Genomic DNA, 16715 nt, shown 5'->3' on the forward strand with positions numbered 1-16715 from the left:
TTGTGAATTTTGCTAATATTTACAAATGTTAATTTAAGTTTTTGGCTAAAAATGGCTAAATTTGATTCTTGTAAACTATTCCTACAATGAATTTTGAACAGATCTATTCTCAAAACCCCGATTTCTCAAATCGCTATATTTCCCCTGAAAAATTATTTTCTTATCTACAGGCCAATCTCAGCGATTATATTCGGGAGATCGGAACATCCTATTTAGATAAACCGATTTATCAGTTAAGTATCGGAACCGGAAACATTCAGGTATTGGCCTGGTCACAAATGCACGGAAATGAATCCAATGCCACCCATGCTATGCTTGACCTTCTGATAAGTCTTGATAAAGCTCCCGGAATGAAAGATGATTTGTTTAGTAAAATAACACTTGATTTTATATTCATGCTGAATCCGGATGGATCCGCAAGATGGACCAGACTGAATGCTGCCGATATTGACCTGAACAGAGATTTTCATAACGAAGCAAGTAAGGAGATTAAATTCCTGAAAAAAGCAGCAGCTTCCAAAAAATATGATTATGCTTTAAATCTTCATGAGCAGAGGACCATTTTTACCACTGATGGTATTCATCCTGCCACGCTTTCCTTTTTGGCACCTTCTGAAAATGTAGAACGTACCGTTACCGAAAACAGAAAAAAATGTATGGCAGTCATTGGAAGCGTGTACAATCATTTAAAAGAAATGATCCCCAACCAGATCGGAAGATATTCTGATGAATTTTATCCGACTTCTACCGGAGATAACTTTATCAAAGCAGGAATGCCAACCATCTTATTTGAAGGCGGGCACTTTGTAGAAGATTATACCCGTACAGGAACAAGAAAATACTATACAATTGCTCTTTATTATGCTTTGAAAGCAATCAGTGAACTGAACTCTGATACTACAGGCTGGGAAACTTACCTTGAAATCCCTGAAAACCAGGAAACCCATTATGACTTGATTTACAGAAATGTAAAGCTGAATACAGAGCATGAATGTATTCTGGATATTGCAGTACAGTACAGGGAAATCAAAGAAGATGGGAAAAGTGACATCTCATTTATACCTTTCGTAATGGAAGCCGGAGATGTGAAACAAAAGAAGGGCTGGCTGGAAATAGACTGTACCGGAAAGAAATTTATTTCTGCAACTAAATATCCGAAACTGGACTCAGTTGTGGATTTTAAAATTGAAGATTAAAAGACTTTAAATATCTCCATATAAAAAAGTTTCGGCAGCCCCTTCAGGGCTGCCGAAACTTTTATTTTTATAACTAATTTCCAAAATTTAAATGGCTATGCACTAAATTATAATGTGATTCAATAGGAGTGGGCTTTAGCCCATTCAATTTAATGAATATTCATACGGCTTAACCAAAACTTAATTTCAGAATATAAAGTTTAGTTAACTACTTTAATTCCGTTAGCTACAAACCTGATTTCTTCTTTTGGCTGAGTGATAGCATCAATTTCAGACTGAGGCTTTTTAGCATCTTCGGCGTAATGTTTCTGTTCATTTACAGAAGTTACTTTTCTTTCTGCATTCCCTTCCAACACAACATTTTTTCCTTTTAATGCGGTAGGTACAAAGAAAGCATAATCCTTCATTTTCACAAAAAAATTAGAATTATCTTCTGTCTGGATCGTAAGCCAGCAGCCTTTTTTGTCGCATACGTCTGTTACTTTTCCCTTAACGGAAACATTCTCAACTTTTTTGTTATCTTTTTTAAGCTGCTTATTCAATTTATCTGCGGTGATCGCTTTAGATTCAGCGGATGAAGTTACCTGATCTCCGTAAGTATCACCTACCAACGCTTTCCCTTCCGGTGGTCCGGATTGAGCAAAAGCTAACGAAGAAGCTGTTAAAGCTGCACCCAATAATATTGCTTTAAATTTCATGTTTAATATTTTTCTCAAAAATACTAATTAAAATTGAATCATAAAGGAATAAAAAATGACAAAAGACAGGTGTTTTGATGAATTTTCAACAAATTTGAAAATCAAAGACAGATTTGATTATATTTGACCCCTATACTTGACTATGCAAAAAAAACTGAAACTATGGGATGCCATCATGCTTGTGATGGGATCTATGATCGGAAGCGGGATCTTTATTGTAAGTGCTGATATGATGCGAAACCTGGGATCCGGGTTTTGGCTGATTATCGTATGGGTAATTACAGGAGTGATGACAGTAGCTGCAGCCATAAGCTATGGAGAACTGTCTGCACTGTTTCCGAAAGCCGGAGGGCAATATACTTACCTGAAAGAGATTTTCGGAAAAAAAATGGGATTTCTTTACGGATGGGGATTGTTTACGGTGATACAAACCGGAACTATTGCTGCGGTGGCAATGGCTTTTGGGAAATTTACCGCTTATCTGATTCCGTCATTAAACGATGCAGCTCCTATTTTCCAGAGTGGTGAATTTAAAATAACCTGGATACAGATTCTTGCAATTGCTGTCATTATTTTGCTCACCTATATCAATACCAGAGGTGTAGAAAGCGGAAAAATCCTTCAGAATATCTTTACCGGTTCCAAAATTATTGCATTACTTGGGCTGATTGCGGCCGGTTTTATTTTAGTAGACATTTCTCATTTAGCAGACAACTTTAGCTGGGGAACAGATTCTTTCAATAACCTTAAAAAAGATTTGAGCGGAAATTTCCTTAAAGAAGGCTGGGAACCGATTGGAGGAATGACTCTTCTAGGCGGAATTGCTGCTGCGATGGTAGGCTCTGTTTTCAGCTCTGTGGCCTGGGAAAGTGTAACATTTGTTTCCGGTGAAATTGAAAACCCTAAAAAGAATGTAGTCAAATCAATGATTTACGGAACTTCTGCTGTAATGATCCTTTATATCGCGGTAAACTATGTCTACTTAAATGCTCTGGACAGAGACGGAATTGCATTTGCTGCTAATGACAGAGTAGCGGTAGCGGCATCCCAGAATATATTTGGAAGTGCAGGAACTATCATCATTGCCTTATTGGTCATGATTTCTACATTTGGATGTAACAACGGACTGATTCTGGCAGGAGCAAGAGTTTTCCAGACGATGGCCAAAGACGGTATGTTCTTTAAGTCAGCAGTAAAAAATAATAAAAATGAAGTTCCTGAAAATGCATTGTGGATGCAGGGAGTCTGGGCTTCCCTTTTGTGTCTGAGCGGGCAGTATGGAAATTTACTGGATATGATCTCTTTCGTGATCGTCCTTTTCTATATGATTACGGTTTTTGGAGTTATTTATTTAAGAATCAAACAGCCGCAGCTGGAAAGACCTTATAAAACATGGCTTTATCCTGTAACGCCGGTTATTTATCTTGTCATAGGAACATGTTTCTGTATCCTCTTGCTTATTTACAAGCAGCAATATACATGGCCTGGTTTTGTTTTGGTATTGCTGGGACTTCCTGTGTACTATTTTATCAACAGAAAAAAAGCAAATACTTAAAATAAAACAAAAATATAACAGATTAAAGGGCTTTCAATTCAGTTTGAAGGCCCTTGTTTTTGAATAATATTTTAAAGTATATCATTATTATTTGTCGAAAATGTGTAATTTGGTATTTCGTTTTTAGAACAGGACCATGAAGTAAAAACAATAAGTTATGGATACACCAAATTACAGAATGCCTTTCGTACCGTCTACTTTAATGACCGAAGGCGGAAGTATCGATACCTGCGATATGGGCGAAAGTATTGCCCACAATATTATGCTGCTGATCACCACCAAAAAAGGGGAGAACAGATATGATGAAAACTATGGAAATGATGTCTGGAACCTTGAATTCGATAATGGAGTTACAAGTGCCATCTGGGAAAGCGTTTTTATCAAAAGCTTAAGAAGACAGATTCAGGAATATGAACCAAGAATCGTAAACCCGCAGATCGATGCTCACATACAATTTGTAGAGCACAGCTACGATACTAAAGAACACACCGAAATTAAAAAGAAAGTAAGAATTGCCATCAATGCAAAAATGGAAGAAACAGGAGAACGGTTCAGTTTCTCAACAGAGCTGTTTCTAAGCCCGATGTCTATTGATTAATATTTTTAACAGCGAAAGAAAATTATGAATTTAGATCAGAATATTTATTCCAAAGAATCTGTAAAAGCGAGAATGCTGCAGAATGCAACTAAAGTATGGGGATTAAGGAGCCCACAGTCTTTAGATCCTTTTGTAAAACTGCTGATAGACGCATTCAGTACAGAGGTTTTCAAAGCGAATAATGAAATACAGACAGTGAATGCCCGTATATTGGAAAAACTGGCAAAACTGCTTACACCGTCCATTTATACACATCCTATTCCGGCTCATTCCGTAGCTTTTACACAGCCTTATGAGTCTTCTGAAATTTTATTGGAACACACGGAATTTTTCTTCCGTAAACAGATGACTTCCACGGTGAAATCGGAATCGGACAAACAGCTGAACATTCCGTTTACTCCCGTAGGAAATGTAAGAATCAATAAAGTTCACACTTCGATCATGTTTGTAGGAAATACCTGCTACAGCATCGACGACAGATTCAACAAAATTCCTATTGCAAGATTTCAGGGAAGACCTGAAGATTACAGAAAAATCACAATAGGAGTAGATGTAAGCAAATATGTAAGTGAAAACTTTCCCAAATACCTGAGCATATTCTGCTCCAATCCGGCTTTTGAGCACCTTGATTTCGTATATAAATTATTACCTTATATCACGGTTTCAAGCAATGGTAACCCTCTGTTTGTAAGAGAAGGATTAAGCTATCTTACGGAAAGTCAGAACGATGGTTATGAGCAGATGTTCAAAGAACAATCCATCAGAAATAAGGTGATTGAAGATATTAAAAGTATCTATCGTCATAAATTTATTGAAGTAACAGGAATCTCTCAAAGTCTGTTCTCAGAACCGGGACAGCTTCCACAGAACCTTGATTTTCTTGCCGGAAAAGAAGAAATTACTAAATTCCTGGATAATAAAAGTTATCTGTGGCTTACGTTTGAGTTTCCACCACAGTTTTCAGCAGAAATCCTGGATAATTTCTCATTTGTATTGAATGCTTTTCCAATCTATAACAGAGGCTGGAAAAAAACAGAATACAGCCTTGATATCATGGGGAATAATATCCCTTTGGTGACAGACGAAGGCGAGCATTTCCTTTATGTAGATGAGGTACAGGATGGTGACGGTAGAAGATATACCGAAATTCCTTTCACTCCGGCCGATGATCTTAAAAAAGGATTATATACTGTAAGAAAGGGAGGAATGGAACGTTTTACCAGCCGAAATGCAGTAGATATGATTGCCAATGTTCTGGAACTGACGAGAGATGAAATTGCTGCATTTTCCCTTTTGAACAGAGATAATGTAAAAGGAGTTCTCAGCGAAATGTCTGACAAAATGAAATCCATGGTGCAGAAAGTAAATAATGCCAAAAGGAATATCAGACAGGAACTGAATTACGTGATCATGGAACCGGTAGAAAAAACCGATCATACCTATGCTTCTTTTTGGATTACACACTGTACGCTGGCCAATCATATGCGTCCGGGAACTGAACTTTCCAACCAGCTGAAATCTCAGACTGTGGTACTGCTTACCGAAACATTGGGAGGGGCCGAAGAACAAAAAGGAACGGATAGTATTCAGGCGTATAAATATGCATTAACAACCAGAGATAAGATCATTTCTTTGGAAGACGTTAAAAATTATTGCCGCATGATTCTGAAAGATGAGGTAAGAGAAGTAAGGGTAAGAAGAGGAACGATGATCAGCAACAAGCCAAAAGAAGGATTTGTAAGAACGGTTGAGGTAGAAATCATTCCGCAGAACTATTCTTTCTATGGAAGAGCCTATTGGGAAAATATGGCCAATATTATCAGGAATCAGATTATTGCTAAAGCTATCGACGGAATTGAATATATTGTAAGAATCACCAATGAAGATGTTGACTTCCAGGATATGTAATCCTTAAAAAAATAAATCAGTTTAAAATATAAAATGCCGTATCAATTGCGGCATTTTTGAATCAATAGGAACGGGCTTTGACCCGTTTTTTTAATAAATGAGCTTTTCATTGGCTTCAGCCAAAACTTATAAAATCTCTCCGGAAAAATTCAATAACATTGGGTTCAATGCATTAACAAAACCTAAGAATTTTTTATGAAACTTTTATCCCTTTTATATTCAAAAAAAGTCTATAAAATTTCGTATTTTTGCACGTTGTGATTTTCAGGCAAAATCACCCCAAATTATGAGTAAATCAACAGAATATATAGAAGTTTACGGAGCCCGTGAACACAATCTTAAAAATATTAACGTAAAAATTCCGCGCAACGAATTGGTCGTGATTACCGGCCTTTCCGGAAGTGGAAAATCGTCGTTGGCTTTTGATACTATTTTTGCAGAAGGCCAGCGTCGTTATATAGAAACTTTCTCTGCTTATGCACGCCAGTTTCTGGGCGGATTGGAGCGTCCCGATGTAGATAAAATCGAAGGACTTTCCCCGGTTATTGCCATTGAGCAGAAAACAACCAATAAAAACCCGCGTTCCACCGTAGGAACGGTCACCGAACTGTATGATTTTCTGCGTCTTCTGTATGCCAGAGTTTCGGATGCGTACTCTTTGTCCACAGGGCAGAAGTTGGTAAGCTATACTGAAGATCAGATCCTTGAAACCATCAAAGAAAATTATAAAAAAGAGAAAATCATGCTTTTGGCGCCCGTGGTGCGTTCCAGAAAGGGACATTATCATGAGCTTTTTGTTCAGATGGCCAAAAAAGGTTACGGGCAGGCAAGAATTGATGGTGAGCTGCAGGATATTGAATATGATTTAAAACTTGACCGTTATAAAACCCACGACATCGACATTGTAATCGACCGTTGGATTATCGGGGAGAATGCTTCGGAAAGCAGAATGGAAAAATCGTTGCGAACAGCAATGGAAATGGGGGAAGGAATTATCGGAATTCAGAAACTGGGAAGTACAGATATTGAATACTTTTCCAAGAACCTGATGGATGCGGAAACAGGACACTCTCTGGCGCTGCCTGAACCCAATACCTTCTCATTCAACTCTCCAAAAGGAAGCTGCCCGAATTGTAAAGGTCTGGGAACCATTAAAAAAATCAATACCGATTACTTTATAGACAATCCGAAATTATCCATCAATCAGGGAGGATTACTGCCGTTGGAAGATATCAAGTCCAACAAATGGATCCTGTCACAGATCAAAAACATTCTTGAGATCTTTGGATTAGGATTAACAACGCCATTGCAGGATATTCCGGAAGAAGCACTGGATTATATCTACAACGGATGTCACAAGGAATTCAATAAAGACCTGAAATACGCAGGAATTACCAAGAAAATAAAAATAGGTTTCGATGGTCTGATTGCTTTCATGGAGGAGATTATTGATGAAAGAGATTCCTATGAAGCTGTTTTACTGGAAAGACATTTCACTACAGAAGAAATATGTCCTGAATGTCACGGAACCCGTCTTCAGCCTTCAAGTTTAAGTTTTAAAATTGATGGAAAGAACATTGCTGAGGTTAATGGATTAAGCTTAGCAGATTTAAAAGACTGGTTAGCCGATGTTAAAGATAAATTCTCAGAAAAGAATAAAATCATTGCTCACGAGATCTTAAAAGAAATTGAAACCAGGCTTCAGTTTTTGCTGGATGTAGGATTGGATTATTTAAGTTTGAGCAGAAGTTCAAAAACACTTTCCGGAGGAGAATCACAGAGAATCCGTCTGGCAACGCAGATCGGATCTCAGTTGGTGAATGTATTGTATATTCTTGATGAACCAAGTATTGGGCTTCACCAGAGAGATAACGAGAGATTGATCCATTCTCTGAAAAACCTGAGAGATATCGGAAACTCTGTATTGGTGGTAGAGCATGATAAAGACATGATCCTGGAAGCCGATGAGGTGCTGGATATTGGTCCGAGAGCAGGAAAATTCGGAGGAGAGATTCTTTGGCAGGGAAAACCAAAAGATCTTTTGAAAGCTGATACCATCACGGCTCAGTATATTAATGGAAAAAGAAAAATAGAAATTCCTGCAGAAAGAAGAGCAGGAAGCGGTAAAAATATTGTGTTAAAAGGCGCTACAGGGAACAATCTTAAAAACGTAACCCTGGATATTCCTCTTGGAAAACTGGTTGTAGTAACAGGAATTTCAGGTAGCGGAAAATCTTCTCTGATTAACGGAACATTGTATCCGATCCTTAACAAACATTTCTACAGAGCGGTTCAGGAACCGTTACCTTACAAGAAAATTGAAGGGTTAGAGAATATTGATAAAATTGTAGACGTAGATCAGACTCCAATCGGAAGAACGCCACGTTCGAACCCTGCAACCTATACCGGAATGTTTACCGATATCAGAAACCTTTTTGCAGAACTGCCGGAAAGTAAAATCCGTGGGTATAAGCCAGGAAGATTCTCTTTCAATGTAAAAGGCGGAAGATGCGAAACCTGTCAGGGCGGAGGATTGAAAGTGATCGAAATGAATTTCCTTCCGGATGTATACGTGCACTGTGAAACCTGCAACGGAAAACGTTTCAACAGAGAAACCCTGGAAGTCCGTTACAAAGGAAAATCAATTTCTGATGTATTGGATATGACGATTGATGAAGCCGTAGATTTCTTCCAGCCGATTCCTAAGATTTTTGCAAAAGTAAAAACATTACAGGATGTCGGTTTAGGATATATTACGCTTGGACAGCAGTCGACAACCCTTTCGGGAGGTGAAGCGCAACGTATCAAGTTAGCAACCGAACTGGCAAAAAGACAAACCGGAAATACCCTTTATATCCTTGATGAACCAACAACAGGACTACATTTTGAAGATGTAAAAATCCTGATGGATGCCATCAATCAGTTGGTAGAACTCGGAAACTCATTCATCATCATCGAACATAATATGGATGTCATCAAATTAGCAGACCATATTATCGACGTTGGTCCGGAAGGAGGAAAACACGGCGGACAGATCGTTGCACAGGGAACTCCTGAGGAAATTGTGAAGTCTAAGAAGAGCTTGACAGGGAAGTTCCTGAAAAGAGAACTGGAGTAAGTATTCATAAAATTATGCAGCTTTTTTGTCATTCCAAAGAATCTAAATAATTTACTTCAGAATATTGATCAACATTTAAAATAAAAATCGAGATAATAATTGGCTAAACTCATCAGGTTTAGCCTTTTTTATGCCTAAAATAAGCTTCCAATGTTAAATTTTCAATTATTTTTAAAATTTATTACTCTGATAATCAGTTGATTAAATTTTAATGTTAACTCAATGTTAACTGAATGTAAAATTAATATGAATTATTTTTAATAACTTTGGTTAAGAGATACAAAAATAGGTTAGTATAATATTTAAAACCAGTTAGTTATGGAAAATAGAATTCAAATATTGATGGCTTCACTTTTCGTTTGCGGATTTGCTGCTGTTTTGAACACTGCTAAAGCTCAAACTACAGATCATAATACCATTCAGGAAATTCAGTTGAACAGGAGTGAAACATTTAATGATATCAGAAATAAATTAGAAGCTAATTTTGACCTTACGAATCCTGATTACAAACAGGGAACCGTAAACTCTGTGGTAAAATTTGATATTGCAAAAAACGGAAAAATCGTTAATGTTCATTCCAGTGGTGACTGTAAAACCGTTAGCAAGGAAATTGAAACCGTGTTAAGCGATCTTGACTATAGAGTAGACCGCAAAAAACTAACTGATAACATGGTGGCTTACACCTATGTAATGCCTGTGACAGTAGAGATCCACAGCAGATAATATTTATTGCATATTATTCATGAATGTGTGAATAATGAAACCTTATCAGATTAAATTGTAATGAAGAATAAACAGATATGTTTTAGTTTTGGGCTACCATAAAATTAAAACGATATGAAAAATTTAAAGAAGCTGACAAAGTCAGAGTTGAAGTCAGTGAACGGAGGAGAACCTGTAAAATACTGTACGTTTTGCGAGTGGGCAAATAAAGTAATCTGCAGCGATATTCCAATCGTTCAATGCCCGTAAAAAATAAAGCCGCTTACAAAAAGCGGCTTTTCTATTGTTGTGTACTCTGAACAAACTCTGTTAATCTTGCTTTAAGATCTTTAGAATTTCCTATTGTATCAAAAGTAACATTATCTATTCTCCATCCTTTCTCTGTCTTGATAAGATGCACGGTGTCCATCCAGGTTTCTTTGGGGGAAGCTTCATTATATTCGAAGGCTACCAATGCTTCAGCAGTCTTATCCTGTATCTTAACAGACTTGATTTTATAATCTGTAAATCCTTCATACAGGCTGGAAAACATAGCCCCTTCGAATATTAAAGGTTTCTCATCAGGATGATTACTTTTTTTTACCTTTTCAATATCTGCTTTTGATGCATTGATGGCCTCGTCTAAAACTTTTTTTAGCTCCTGAGAAAATAAAGTATCGGGAATCGGCTGGTTATAAACAGCTTCGTTGGATTTTCCATATTGAGTATACAGTTCATTTACTTTTTCAATAATGGCTGTTTCTGAAGGCCGGGTAGGTTGAGGCTCGTTCTTCTTGCAGGATACAAAAAACAGGAATATTCCTAAACAGAGAAGTAATTTTTTCATTGGTATTATTTTGTGGTATTATGTGAATTCCAGGCTCAAAATGTATACCAAAATCTGTCTGTAAAATATTTCTCACGAATCACAAAAATCAATACATTTGAGTAGATAAAAAAATTGTGGATCCTATTCTTAACGTTGCTGTCCGTTCCCTCTGCGTTTACCTATTCATGGTAATTGCCATTCGTTTATTTGGCAAAAATCAGCTTTCCCAGCTCAATGCAGGGGATGTTGTATTGCTGTTGTTAATTTCAAATGCTGTTCAGAATGCAATGGTAGGTCCTGATACCTCTCTTCAGGGAGGAATCGTGGCGGCATTGGTTTTGTTTGTTGCTAATTTCATTCTGAAGAGACTCATGTTTTCCAGCCGTTCCTTTCAAACTTTTATGGAAGATGAGCCGGTTATTCTGATCAGGGATGGAATTGCCGATCAGGCAGCCCTGAATCGGGTAAAGATTACAGAAAGCGAATTGGAAGAAGCGATAAGAGAACACGGAATTGAAAATATAAACAATGTAAAGCTTTCCGTTCTGGAAGTGGATGGAAATATCAGTGTGGTTTCTCAGGATGAAAAAAGCAAGCAGACACACTATTCAAGAATTAAAAGAAAAATCAAAAGAAAATACCATTAAATACGATGAATTACGAATTAAGAGAAATGCTTCCTACTGATGAAGCCAGGGTCCTTGAAATTTTCCGCCAGGGAATAGACGGTGGGATTTCCACTTTTGAAACAGAAGTTCCAACTGCTGAAGCCTGGAGCATGGGCTATTTTAACGACTGCCGCTGGGTACTGGAAAATGAAAAAAATGAAGTTGTAGGATGGTGTGCCTTAAAACCGGTCAGCAAAAGAGAATGCTATAAAGGAGTTGCAGAGGTAAGCATTTATTTTGATAACGAATATCAGGGAAAGGGATTGGGGTCCGTATTGCTTAAAAAATTGATTTTGGATAGCGAGGATCACGGATTCTGGACATTACAGACCAATATCTTCTCTGAAAATGAAACTTCTATCAAATTTCATCAGAAAAACGGTTTCAGAATCGTAGGCGTCCGTAAAAAAATCGGAAAACTCAATGGAGAGTGGAAAGACATTATCCTGATGGAAAAAAGAAGCGAAATCATCTAGAGAACTATAATTGATAATAGATAATAGATGATAGATGATAGATGATAGATGATAGATGATAGATAATAGATAATAGATGATTGGTGATTTTGTTTGGTAATATAATTCTCCATAACAAAATTCACCATTGACTTGCGAAGCAAAATTGACTTTTGACAATCAAAGACCATCTATTCCAACCTTAAACTTTGAGCTTTGAACTTTAAATTTTTTAACCTTTGGCATTACCATTGTTATATTAAATAAAGTTGAAAAATAGAAATAATGAAAAATTTGATTAAAATTACAGGAGTTCTTATTGTAGCATTCATGTTATCATCTTGTGTGGTGCATGACAATGGACGCCGGGTGAAAACAGTTCCGCCAGGACAGGCTAAAAAAGTCTTTGGAGGAAGCGCAAAAGACTATGCTCCTGGGCAGGTGAAAAAAAGAAGCGGTTACTAACAGCACAAAAAATAAAAAATTAGCAGTTAGTTTTAACATACATTAGCTTAATTTCAATTTCTTTTGGCATTAACATTGATATATTTCGCTATCGAAATTGAAAAAGTGAAAATAATGAAAAGTATGTTTAAAGTGGCTGGAGTAGCTGTAGTAGTATTATTGCTGTCTTCATGTGTGGTACATGAGCATCATGGAAGGAGAATGCCTCCGGGCCATGCAAAAAGGTATTATGGCGGAAGCGCGAGGTACTACGCGCCAGGACAGGTAAAGAAAGTGTATATTTATGACGATCGAGGGCATCATCACAAAGGCCGCGGTCATGGACATCACAGATAAAAAGAAAAGCACTGAATTTTTTCAGTGCTTTTTTATGATCTATTATAATCTCGATTTTTTGGGATTAAGGAAAGTGTTGAAAACCATAACTTCCTGTCCGAACTTTTTCTCAATCCTTTCGGAAATATTTAAAAGTTCACTTTTAATAAAATCTTCCCTCAGTTCATCATTATCAAAAATTAGCAGGAGATTATAATTTTTACCTTCCTCAATAAAGTCACTGTGCACTTCAGAAAGAATATATTTGTTGACATCCATAAGGTTTTCAGTCATTAAAACCAGGGTTTCATCAATATAATTTTCCCATTCTTCCAGGTTATCTTTTGTGCAGTGGAAAGTTATACTTAATACGCTCATATTTTTATGAATTTTTAAGATTTTTTGGATAAATTCTACCACAAAAATCGGCTTTTTTTTCGTAAATTAGCCCGTTAATAAAAATTGGAAATAAATAATTTTCAAACTTACAGCTAAGAGTTTGAATATCATTACAATAAAATTTGTTTATGCAAAAAGAAGGAGAAAGACTGATTCCTATCAACATTGTTGATGAAATGAAGTCGTCTTATATCGATTATTCGATGTCGGTTATCGTTTCAAGAGCGTTACCGGATGTAAGAGACGGCTTGAAACCCGTTCATAGAAGAGTATTATACGGTATGTATGGATTAGGGGTGTTTTCTAATAGAAAATATTTGAAATCTGCGAGAATTGTTGGGGATGTTTTGGGTAAATATCACCCGCACGGAGATTCCTCTGTATATGATGCTATGGTAAGAATGGCTCAGGACTGGAGCTTACGTTATCCTCAGGTAGACGGACAGGGTAACTTTGGTTCCATGGATGGTGACCCGCCTGCAGCAATGCGTTATACCGAGGCTAGATTGAAAAAAATCTCTGATGAGGTTCTTTCAGACCTGGACAAAGAAACAGTTGATTTCCAGAATAACTTCGACGACAGTTTACAGGAACCGACCGTAATGCCTACTAAAATTCCGAATCTTTTGGTAAATGGTACTTCAGGTATCGCCGTAGGTATGGCAACGAATATGGCGCCTCATAACCTTTCAGAATCTGTAGATGCAATCTGTGCTTATATCGATAATAAAGAAATTACGATTGACGAACTGATGCAGCACATCATTGCTCCGGATTTCCCTACAGGTGGTATCATCTACGGATACGACGGAGTAAGAGATGCTTTCCATACAGGAAGAGGTAGAGTTGTTTTAAGAGCTAAAGTTAACTTTGATGAAATCGGAAACAGAAACGCTATCATCGTTACTGAAATCCCTTATCAGGTGAACAAAGCTGAAATGATCGCCAGAACAGCAGAACTTGTTAAAGACGAAAAAATCCCTGGAATCCACGAGATCAGAGACGAATCGGATAGAAAAGGACTTCGCATTGTATACGAACTGAAAAACGATGCAATCCCGAATGTCGTTCTTAACCTATTATATAAATATACGGCACTTCAGACTTCTTTCAGTGTAAACAATATTGCATTGGTACACGGAAGACCGGAGCAGCTGAACCTTAAAGATATCATTCATCACTTTGTAGAGCACAGACACGAGGTCATCGTAAGAAGAACTCAGTATGAGCTTAAGAAAGCAAAAGAGAGAGCACATATCCTTGAAGGATTTATGAAGGTGATCGGAACTCAGGATGCTTTAGACAGAGCAATCTCTATTATCCGTCACAGTGCCAACCCTCAGGCTGCAAAAGAAGGCTTGATCGAAGCTTTTGAACTTTCTGATATTCAGGCTCAGGCAATTCTTGATCTTAGATTAGCCCGTCTTACAGGAATGGAGCTTGATAAGATCCGTGATGAGTATGATGCGATTATGAAAGAAATCGCGAATTTGGAAGACATCTTAGCGAACGAGCCGAGAAGATTCCAGATCATTAAAGAAGAATTGCTTGAAATCAAAGAAAAATACGGAGACGAAAGAAGAACTGAAATAGATTACTCAGGAGGAGAAATGTCTATCGAAGATATTATCCCGAATGAATCTGTAGTTCTTACTATTTCTCATGCAGGATACATCAAGAGAACTTCTCTTTCAGAATATAAAATCCAAAGTAGAGGTGGTGTAGGTAATAAAGCGGCAACGACAAGGGATTCCGATTTCCTTGAATATATTGTTTCTGCAACCAACCACCAGTATATGCTATTCTTCACTGAAAAAGGAAGATGTTACTGGTTAAGAGTATTTGAAATTCCTGAAGGCTCCAAAACGGCAAAAGGAAGAGCAGTACAAAACCTTATCAACATTGAACCGGATGATAAGATCAAAGCATATATCAGAACCAACAACCTTAAGGATTCCGAATATGTAAATCAGATGAGCGTAGTGATGGTAACTAAAAACGGAACCATCAAGAAAACATCGTTGGAAGCATATTCAAGACCAAGAGTAAACGGGGTGAATGCTATCGAAATCAGAGATAATGACCAGCTATTAGGAGCTTACCTAACGAATGGAACTTCTCAGATCATGATTGCCACTAAAAACGGTAAGTGTATCCGTTTCCCTGAGGAGAAAGTAAGAGAAGTAGGTAGAGGATCTATCGGGGTAAGAGGAATCCTGCTTGAAGATGGTGACGAAGCTATTGGTATGATTGTTGTGAACGATGTAGAGAACGAAACAGTACTTGTAGTATCTGAAAAAGGATATGGTAAGAGAACTGCGGTAGAAGACTACAGAATTACCAACAGAGGAGGAAAAGGAGTTATTACGCTTAATATTACTGAAAAAACAGGAAATCTAATTGCTATTCAGAACGTAACAGACGAAGACGGATTGATGATTATCAACAAATCCGGTGTTGCCATCAGAATGGGAATGGATGAAATGAGAGTAATGGGTAGAAATACTCAGGGTGTAAAACTGATCAACCTTAAGAAAAATGACGAAATTGCTGCCATTGCAAAAGTAGAAATGGATAAAGATGTAGAGGAAGATTCTGAAGAACTTGAAGAAACAGAAGAAGGTGTTGTAGGATCACTATTTGATAACCAGGAAAACGAAGAGGCTCCTCAGGCTGAAAATGAAAATTCTGCAGAGGAAAATGAGAATTCTGATTCCGAATAAATTGTACAATATAAATATAAAATAGTTATTATGAAGAAACTAATTTTAGGAATGGCTATCGTAGCATCTGCTTTTGCTTTTGGGCAGAAAAAAGATGCGGCAGCTTTAAATGCTCAGCTTCAGGAAGCTAACAAAGTGGCTATGGATGCATATAATGCAAAAAACTATGCTGCTGCAGCGCCTAAGTTTATAGAAGTCTACGACTTGTTAAAGGCTAACGGGCAGGATAATAAAATATATATGTATTATGCCGGATTGAGCCACGCATTAGCTAATAACAGTGATCAGTCTATCAAAATATATACAGACCTTATCAATTCCGGATTTACAGGAGTAGAAACTACATACACTGCAAAAGAGAAGAAGACAGGTCAGGTTGTAAATCTTGATAAAGCGACGTGGGAACTGATGAAAAAGAACCCTGATTACAGTGATTTCAAAACAGAACAGACTAAAAGTATAGAGTCTGATTTGTATGAAACTTTGTCTTCATTGCTTTTGAATGCTAAAAAACCAACTGAGGCTCTTACGATTATCGAAAAAGGTTTGGTGAAATTCCCAAACAATGCTAAGCTTAAAGAAGCTCAGACTACAGCATATCTTCAGTCTGGAAATACAGACAAATTCGTTTCAGGATTGAAAGAACAGTTGGCTAAAAACCCTAACGATGCTACAAACTGGTATAACCTTGGGGTAATGCAGGCTAAAAACCCGGCTACTGTTAACGATGCTTTGGAAGCGTTCAAAAAAGCTGTTGAGCTGAAGCCTGATTTCTCTGATGCATATCAGAATTTAGTATATACGACTATTGGTGATGATGCTAAAGTAGTAGGAGAGATCAATGCATTAAGAAAAGACAAGCCGGACGAAGCTTCTAAGCTGATTGATGCAAGAAGAGAAAGATTCGGAAAAGCACTACCATATGCTGAAGGATGGTATAAAGCAAATCCAAAGAGTCTTGATGCGGTTACTGCGTTAAAAGAAATCTACATTGTAACTAAAAACATGGATAAAGTTAAAGAAATGAAAGCTAAAGAAGCTGAACTTACAGCCGCTGGAGCAAAATAATCATTTTTTGACACAACA

The 16715-nt window shown here is 37.3% G+C and carries 16 protein-coding genes; 13 read left to right on the top strand and 3 right to left on the bottom strand.

Annotation, left to right across the window (positions count from 1 at the left end):
• Positions 1-86 precede the first annotated feature (86 nt).
• Entirely contained in the window at positions 87-1196 is a 1110-nt protein-coding gene (locus AC5YGI_RS10925) for a M14 family zinc carboxypeptidase (protein ID WP_496168286.1), read from the top strand.
• A gap of 200 nt (positions 1197-1396) precedes the next feature.
• On the opposite strand, the gene AC5YGI_RS10930 is transcribed toward AC5YGI_RS10925, so the two are convergent.
• Positions 1397-1894, bottom strand: coding sequence for a DUF4920 domain-containing protein (locus tag AC5YGI_RS10930; RefSeq protein ID WP_496168287.1), 498 nt, complete (start codon positions 1892-1894; stop codon positions 1397-1399).
• 142 nt (positions 1895-2036) lie between these two features.
• On the opposite strand from AC5YGI_RS10930, the gene AC5YGI_RS10935 reads away from it, so the two are divergent.
• The 6 genes from AC5YGI_RS10935 (at position 2037) to AC5YGI_RS10960 (ending at position 10045) form a co-directional block, all read left to right on the top strand.
• Positions 2037-3449 carry an APC family permease gene (locus AC5YGI_RS10935; protein ID WP_496168288.1) on the top strand — a complete coding sequence of 471 codons (1413 nt, stop codon included), beginning with the start codon at positions 2037-2039 and terminating at the stop codon, positions 3447-3449.
• Between the two features lie 157 nt (positions 3450-3606).
• On the top strand, positions 3607-4047 hold the full coding sequence (locus AC5YGI_RS10940; protein ID WP_002979175.1) for a GPW/gp25 family protein: 441 nt from the start codon (positions 3607-3609) through the stop codon (positions 4045-4047).
• A gap of 24 nt (positions 4048-4071) precedes the next feature.
• Positions 4072-5955, top strand: coding sequence for a type VI secretion system baseplate subunit TssF (locus AC5YGI_RS10945; protein ID WP_496168290.1), 1884 nt, complete (start codon positions 4072-4074; stop codon positions 5953-5955).
• Positions 5956-6241: 286 nt separating this feature from the next.
• Positions 6242-9073, top strand: coding sequence for an excinuclease ABC subunit UvrA (gene uvrA, locus AC5YGI_RS10950; RefSeq protein ID WP_330746540.1), 2832 nt, complete (start codon positions 6242-6244; stop codon positions 9071-9073).
• Positions 9074-9391: 318 nt separating this feature from the next.
• The gene (locus tag AC5YGI_RS10955) at positions 9392-9796 is read left to right on the top strand and encodes a hypothetical protein (protein WP_496168292.1); all 405 of its coding nucleotides are present in this window, start codon (positions 9392-9394) and stop codon (positions 9794-9796) included.
• Between the two features lie 114 nt (positions 9797-9910).
• Positions 9911-10045 carry a bacteriocin-like protein gene (locus tag AC5YGI_RS10960; RefSeq protein ID WP_082798797.1) on the top strand — a complete coding sequence of 45 codons (135 nt, stop codon included), beginning with the start codon at positions 9911-9913 and terminating at the stop codon, positions 10043-10045.
• A 31-nt stretch (positions 10046-10076) separates the two neighbouring features.
• On the opposite strand, the gene AC5YGI_RS10965 is transcribed toward AC5YGI_RS10960, so the two are convergent.
• The gene (locus AC5YGI_RS10965) at positions 10077-10622 is read right to left on the bottom strand and encodes a hypothetical protein (RefSeq protein WP_496168295.1); all 546 of its coding nucleotides are present in this window, start codon (positions 10620-10622) and stop codon (positions 10077-10079) included.
• Positions 10623-10738: 116 nt separating this feature from the next.
• Between AC5YGI_RS10965 and AC5YGI_RS10970 the strand changes: the two genes are divergently transcribed.
• From AC5YGI_RS10970 to AC5YGI_RS10985, 4 genes are all read left to right on the top strand, one after another.
• The gene (locus AC5YGI_RS10970) at positions 10739-11251 is read left to right on the top strand and encodes a DUF421 domain-containing protein (RefSeq protein ID WP_062674938.1); all 513 of its coding nucleotides are present in this window, start codon (positions 10739-10741) and stop codon (positions 11249-11251) included.
• A gap of 5 nt (positions 11252-11256) precedes the next feature.
• The gene (locus tag AC5YGI_RS10975) at positions 11257-11748 is read left to right on the top strand and encodes a GNAT family N-acetyltransferase (protein ID WP_110010237.1); all 492 of its coding nucleotides are present in this window, start codon (positions 11257-11259) and stop codon (positions 11746-11748) included.
• A gap of 264 nt (positions 11749-12012) precedes the next feature.
• A complete protein-coding gene (locus AC5YGI_RS10980; protein ID WP_110010236.1) occupies positions 12013-12192 on the top strand; it encodes a quinol oxidase subunit 4 in 180 nt (59 codons plus the stop codon).
• A gap of 114 nt (positions 12193-12306) precedes the next feature.
• Positions 12307-12528 carry a hypothetical protein gene (locus AC5YGI_RS10985; RefSeq protein WP_238349630.1) on the top strand — a complete coding sequence of 74 codons (222 nt, stop codon included), beginning with the start codon at positions 12307-12309 and terminating at the stop codon, positions 12526-12528.
• 42 nt (positions 12529-12570) lie between these two features.
• Here the strand turns inward: AC5YGI_RS10985 and AC5YGI_RS10990 are convergent, their stop codons facing one another.
• Positions 12571-12885 (bottom strand): DUF4286 family protein, encoded by a 315-nt coding sequence (locus AC5YGI_RS10990; RefSeq protein WP_062674931.1) that lies wholly within the window; start codon positions 12883-12885, stop codon positions 12571-12573.
• Between the two features lie 149 nt (positions 12886-13034).
• On the opposite strand from AC5YGI_RS10990, the gene gyrA reads away from it, so the two are divergent.
• A complete protein-coding gene (gyrA, locus tag AC5YGI_RS10995) occupies positions 13035-15629 on the top strand; it encodes a DNA gyrase subunit A (RefSeq protein WP_227942237.1) in 2595 nt (864 codons plus the stop codon).
• Between the two features lie 30 nt (positions 15630-15659).
• The gene (locus AC5YGI_RS11000; RefSeq protein ID WP_446105739.1) at positions 15660-16697 is read left to right on the top strand and encodes a tetratricopeptide repeat protein; all 1038 of its coding nucleotides are present in this window, start codon (positions 15660-15662) and stop codon (positions 16695-16697) included.
• The last annotated feature ends 18 nt before the right edge of the window (positions 16698-16715 follow it).

Source organism: Chryseobacterium sp. CS3K3.1, from assembly GCF_059515165.1.

What these genes read in the sequence shown, in the direction of transcription:
- AC5YGI_RS10935 (WP_496168288.1), top strand. Translation starts at nt 2,037, where the DNA reads ATGCAAAAAAAACTGAAACTATGGGATGCCATCATGCTTGTGATGGGA.
- AC5YGI_RS11000 (WP_446105739.1), top strand. Translation starts at nt 15,660, where the DNA reads ATGAAGAAACTAATTTTAGGAATGGCTATCGTAGCATCTGCTTTTGCT.
- AC5YGI_RS10960 (WP_082798797.1), top strand. Translation starts at nt 9,911, where the DNA reads ATGAAAAATTTAAAGAAGCTGACAAAGTCAGAGTTGAAGTCAGTGAAC.
- AC5YGI_RS10955 (WP_496168292.1), top strand. Translation starts at nt 9,392, where the DNA reads ATGGAAAATAGAATTCAAATATTGATGGCTTCACTTTTCGTTTGCGGA.
- AC5YGI_RS10980 (WP_110010236.1), top strand. Translation starts at nt 12,013, where the DNA reads ATGAAAAATTTGATTAAAATTACAGGAGTTCTTATTGTAGCATTCATG.
- AC5YGI_RS10945 (WP_496168290.1), top strand. Translation starts at nt 4,072, where the DNA reads ATGAATTTAGATCAGAATATTTATTCCAAAGAATCTGTAAAAGCGAGA.
- AC5YGI_RS10965 (WP_496168295.1), bottom strand. Translation starts at nt 10,622, where the DNA reads ATGAAAAAATTACTTCTCTGTTTAGGAATATTCCTGTTTTTTGTATCC.
- AC5YGI_RS10940 (WP_002979175.1), top strand. Translation starts at nt 3,607, where the DNA reads ATGGATACACCAAATTACAGAATGCCTTTCGTACCGTCTACTTTAATG.
- AC5YGI_RS10990 (WP_062674931.1), bottom strand. Translation starts at nt 12,885, where the DNA reads ATGAGCGTATTAAGTATAACTTTCCACTGCACAAAAGATAACCTGGAA.
- gyrA (WP_227942237.1), top strand. Translation starts at nt 13,035, where the DNA reads ATGCAAAAAGAAGGAGAAAGACTGATTCCTATCAACATTGTTGATGAA.
- AC5YGI_RS10985 (WP_238349630.1), top strand. Translation starts at nt 12,307, where the DNA reads ATGAAAAGTATGTTTAAAGTGGCTGGAGTAGCTGTAGTAGTATTATTG.
- AC5YGI_RS10930 (WP_496168287.1), bottom strand. Translation starts at nt 1,894, where the DNA reads ATGAAATTTAAAGCAATATTATTGGGTGCAGCTTTAACAGCTTCTTCG.
- uvrA (WP_330746540.1), top strand. Translation starts at nt 6,242, where the DNA reads ATGAGTAAATCAACAGAATATATAGAAGTTTACGGAGCCCGTGAACAC.
- AC5YGI_RS10975 (WP_110010237.1), top strand. Translation starts at nt 11,257, where the DNA reads ATGAATTACGAATTAAGAGAAATGCTTCCTACTGATGAAGCCAGGGTC.
- AC5YGI_RS10925 (WP_496168286.1), top strand. Translation starts at nt 87, where the DNA reads ATGAATTTTGAACAGATCTATTCTCAAAACCCCGATTTCTCAAATCGC.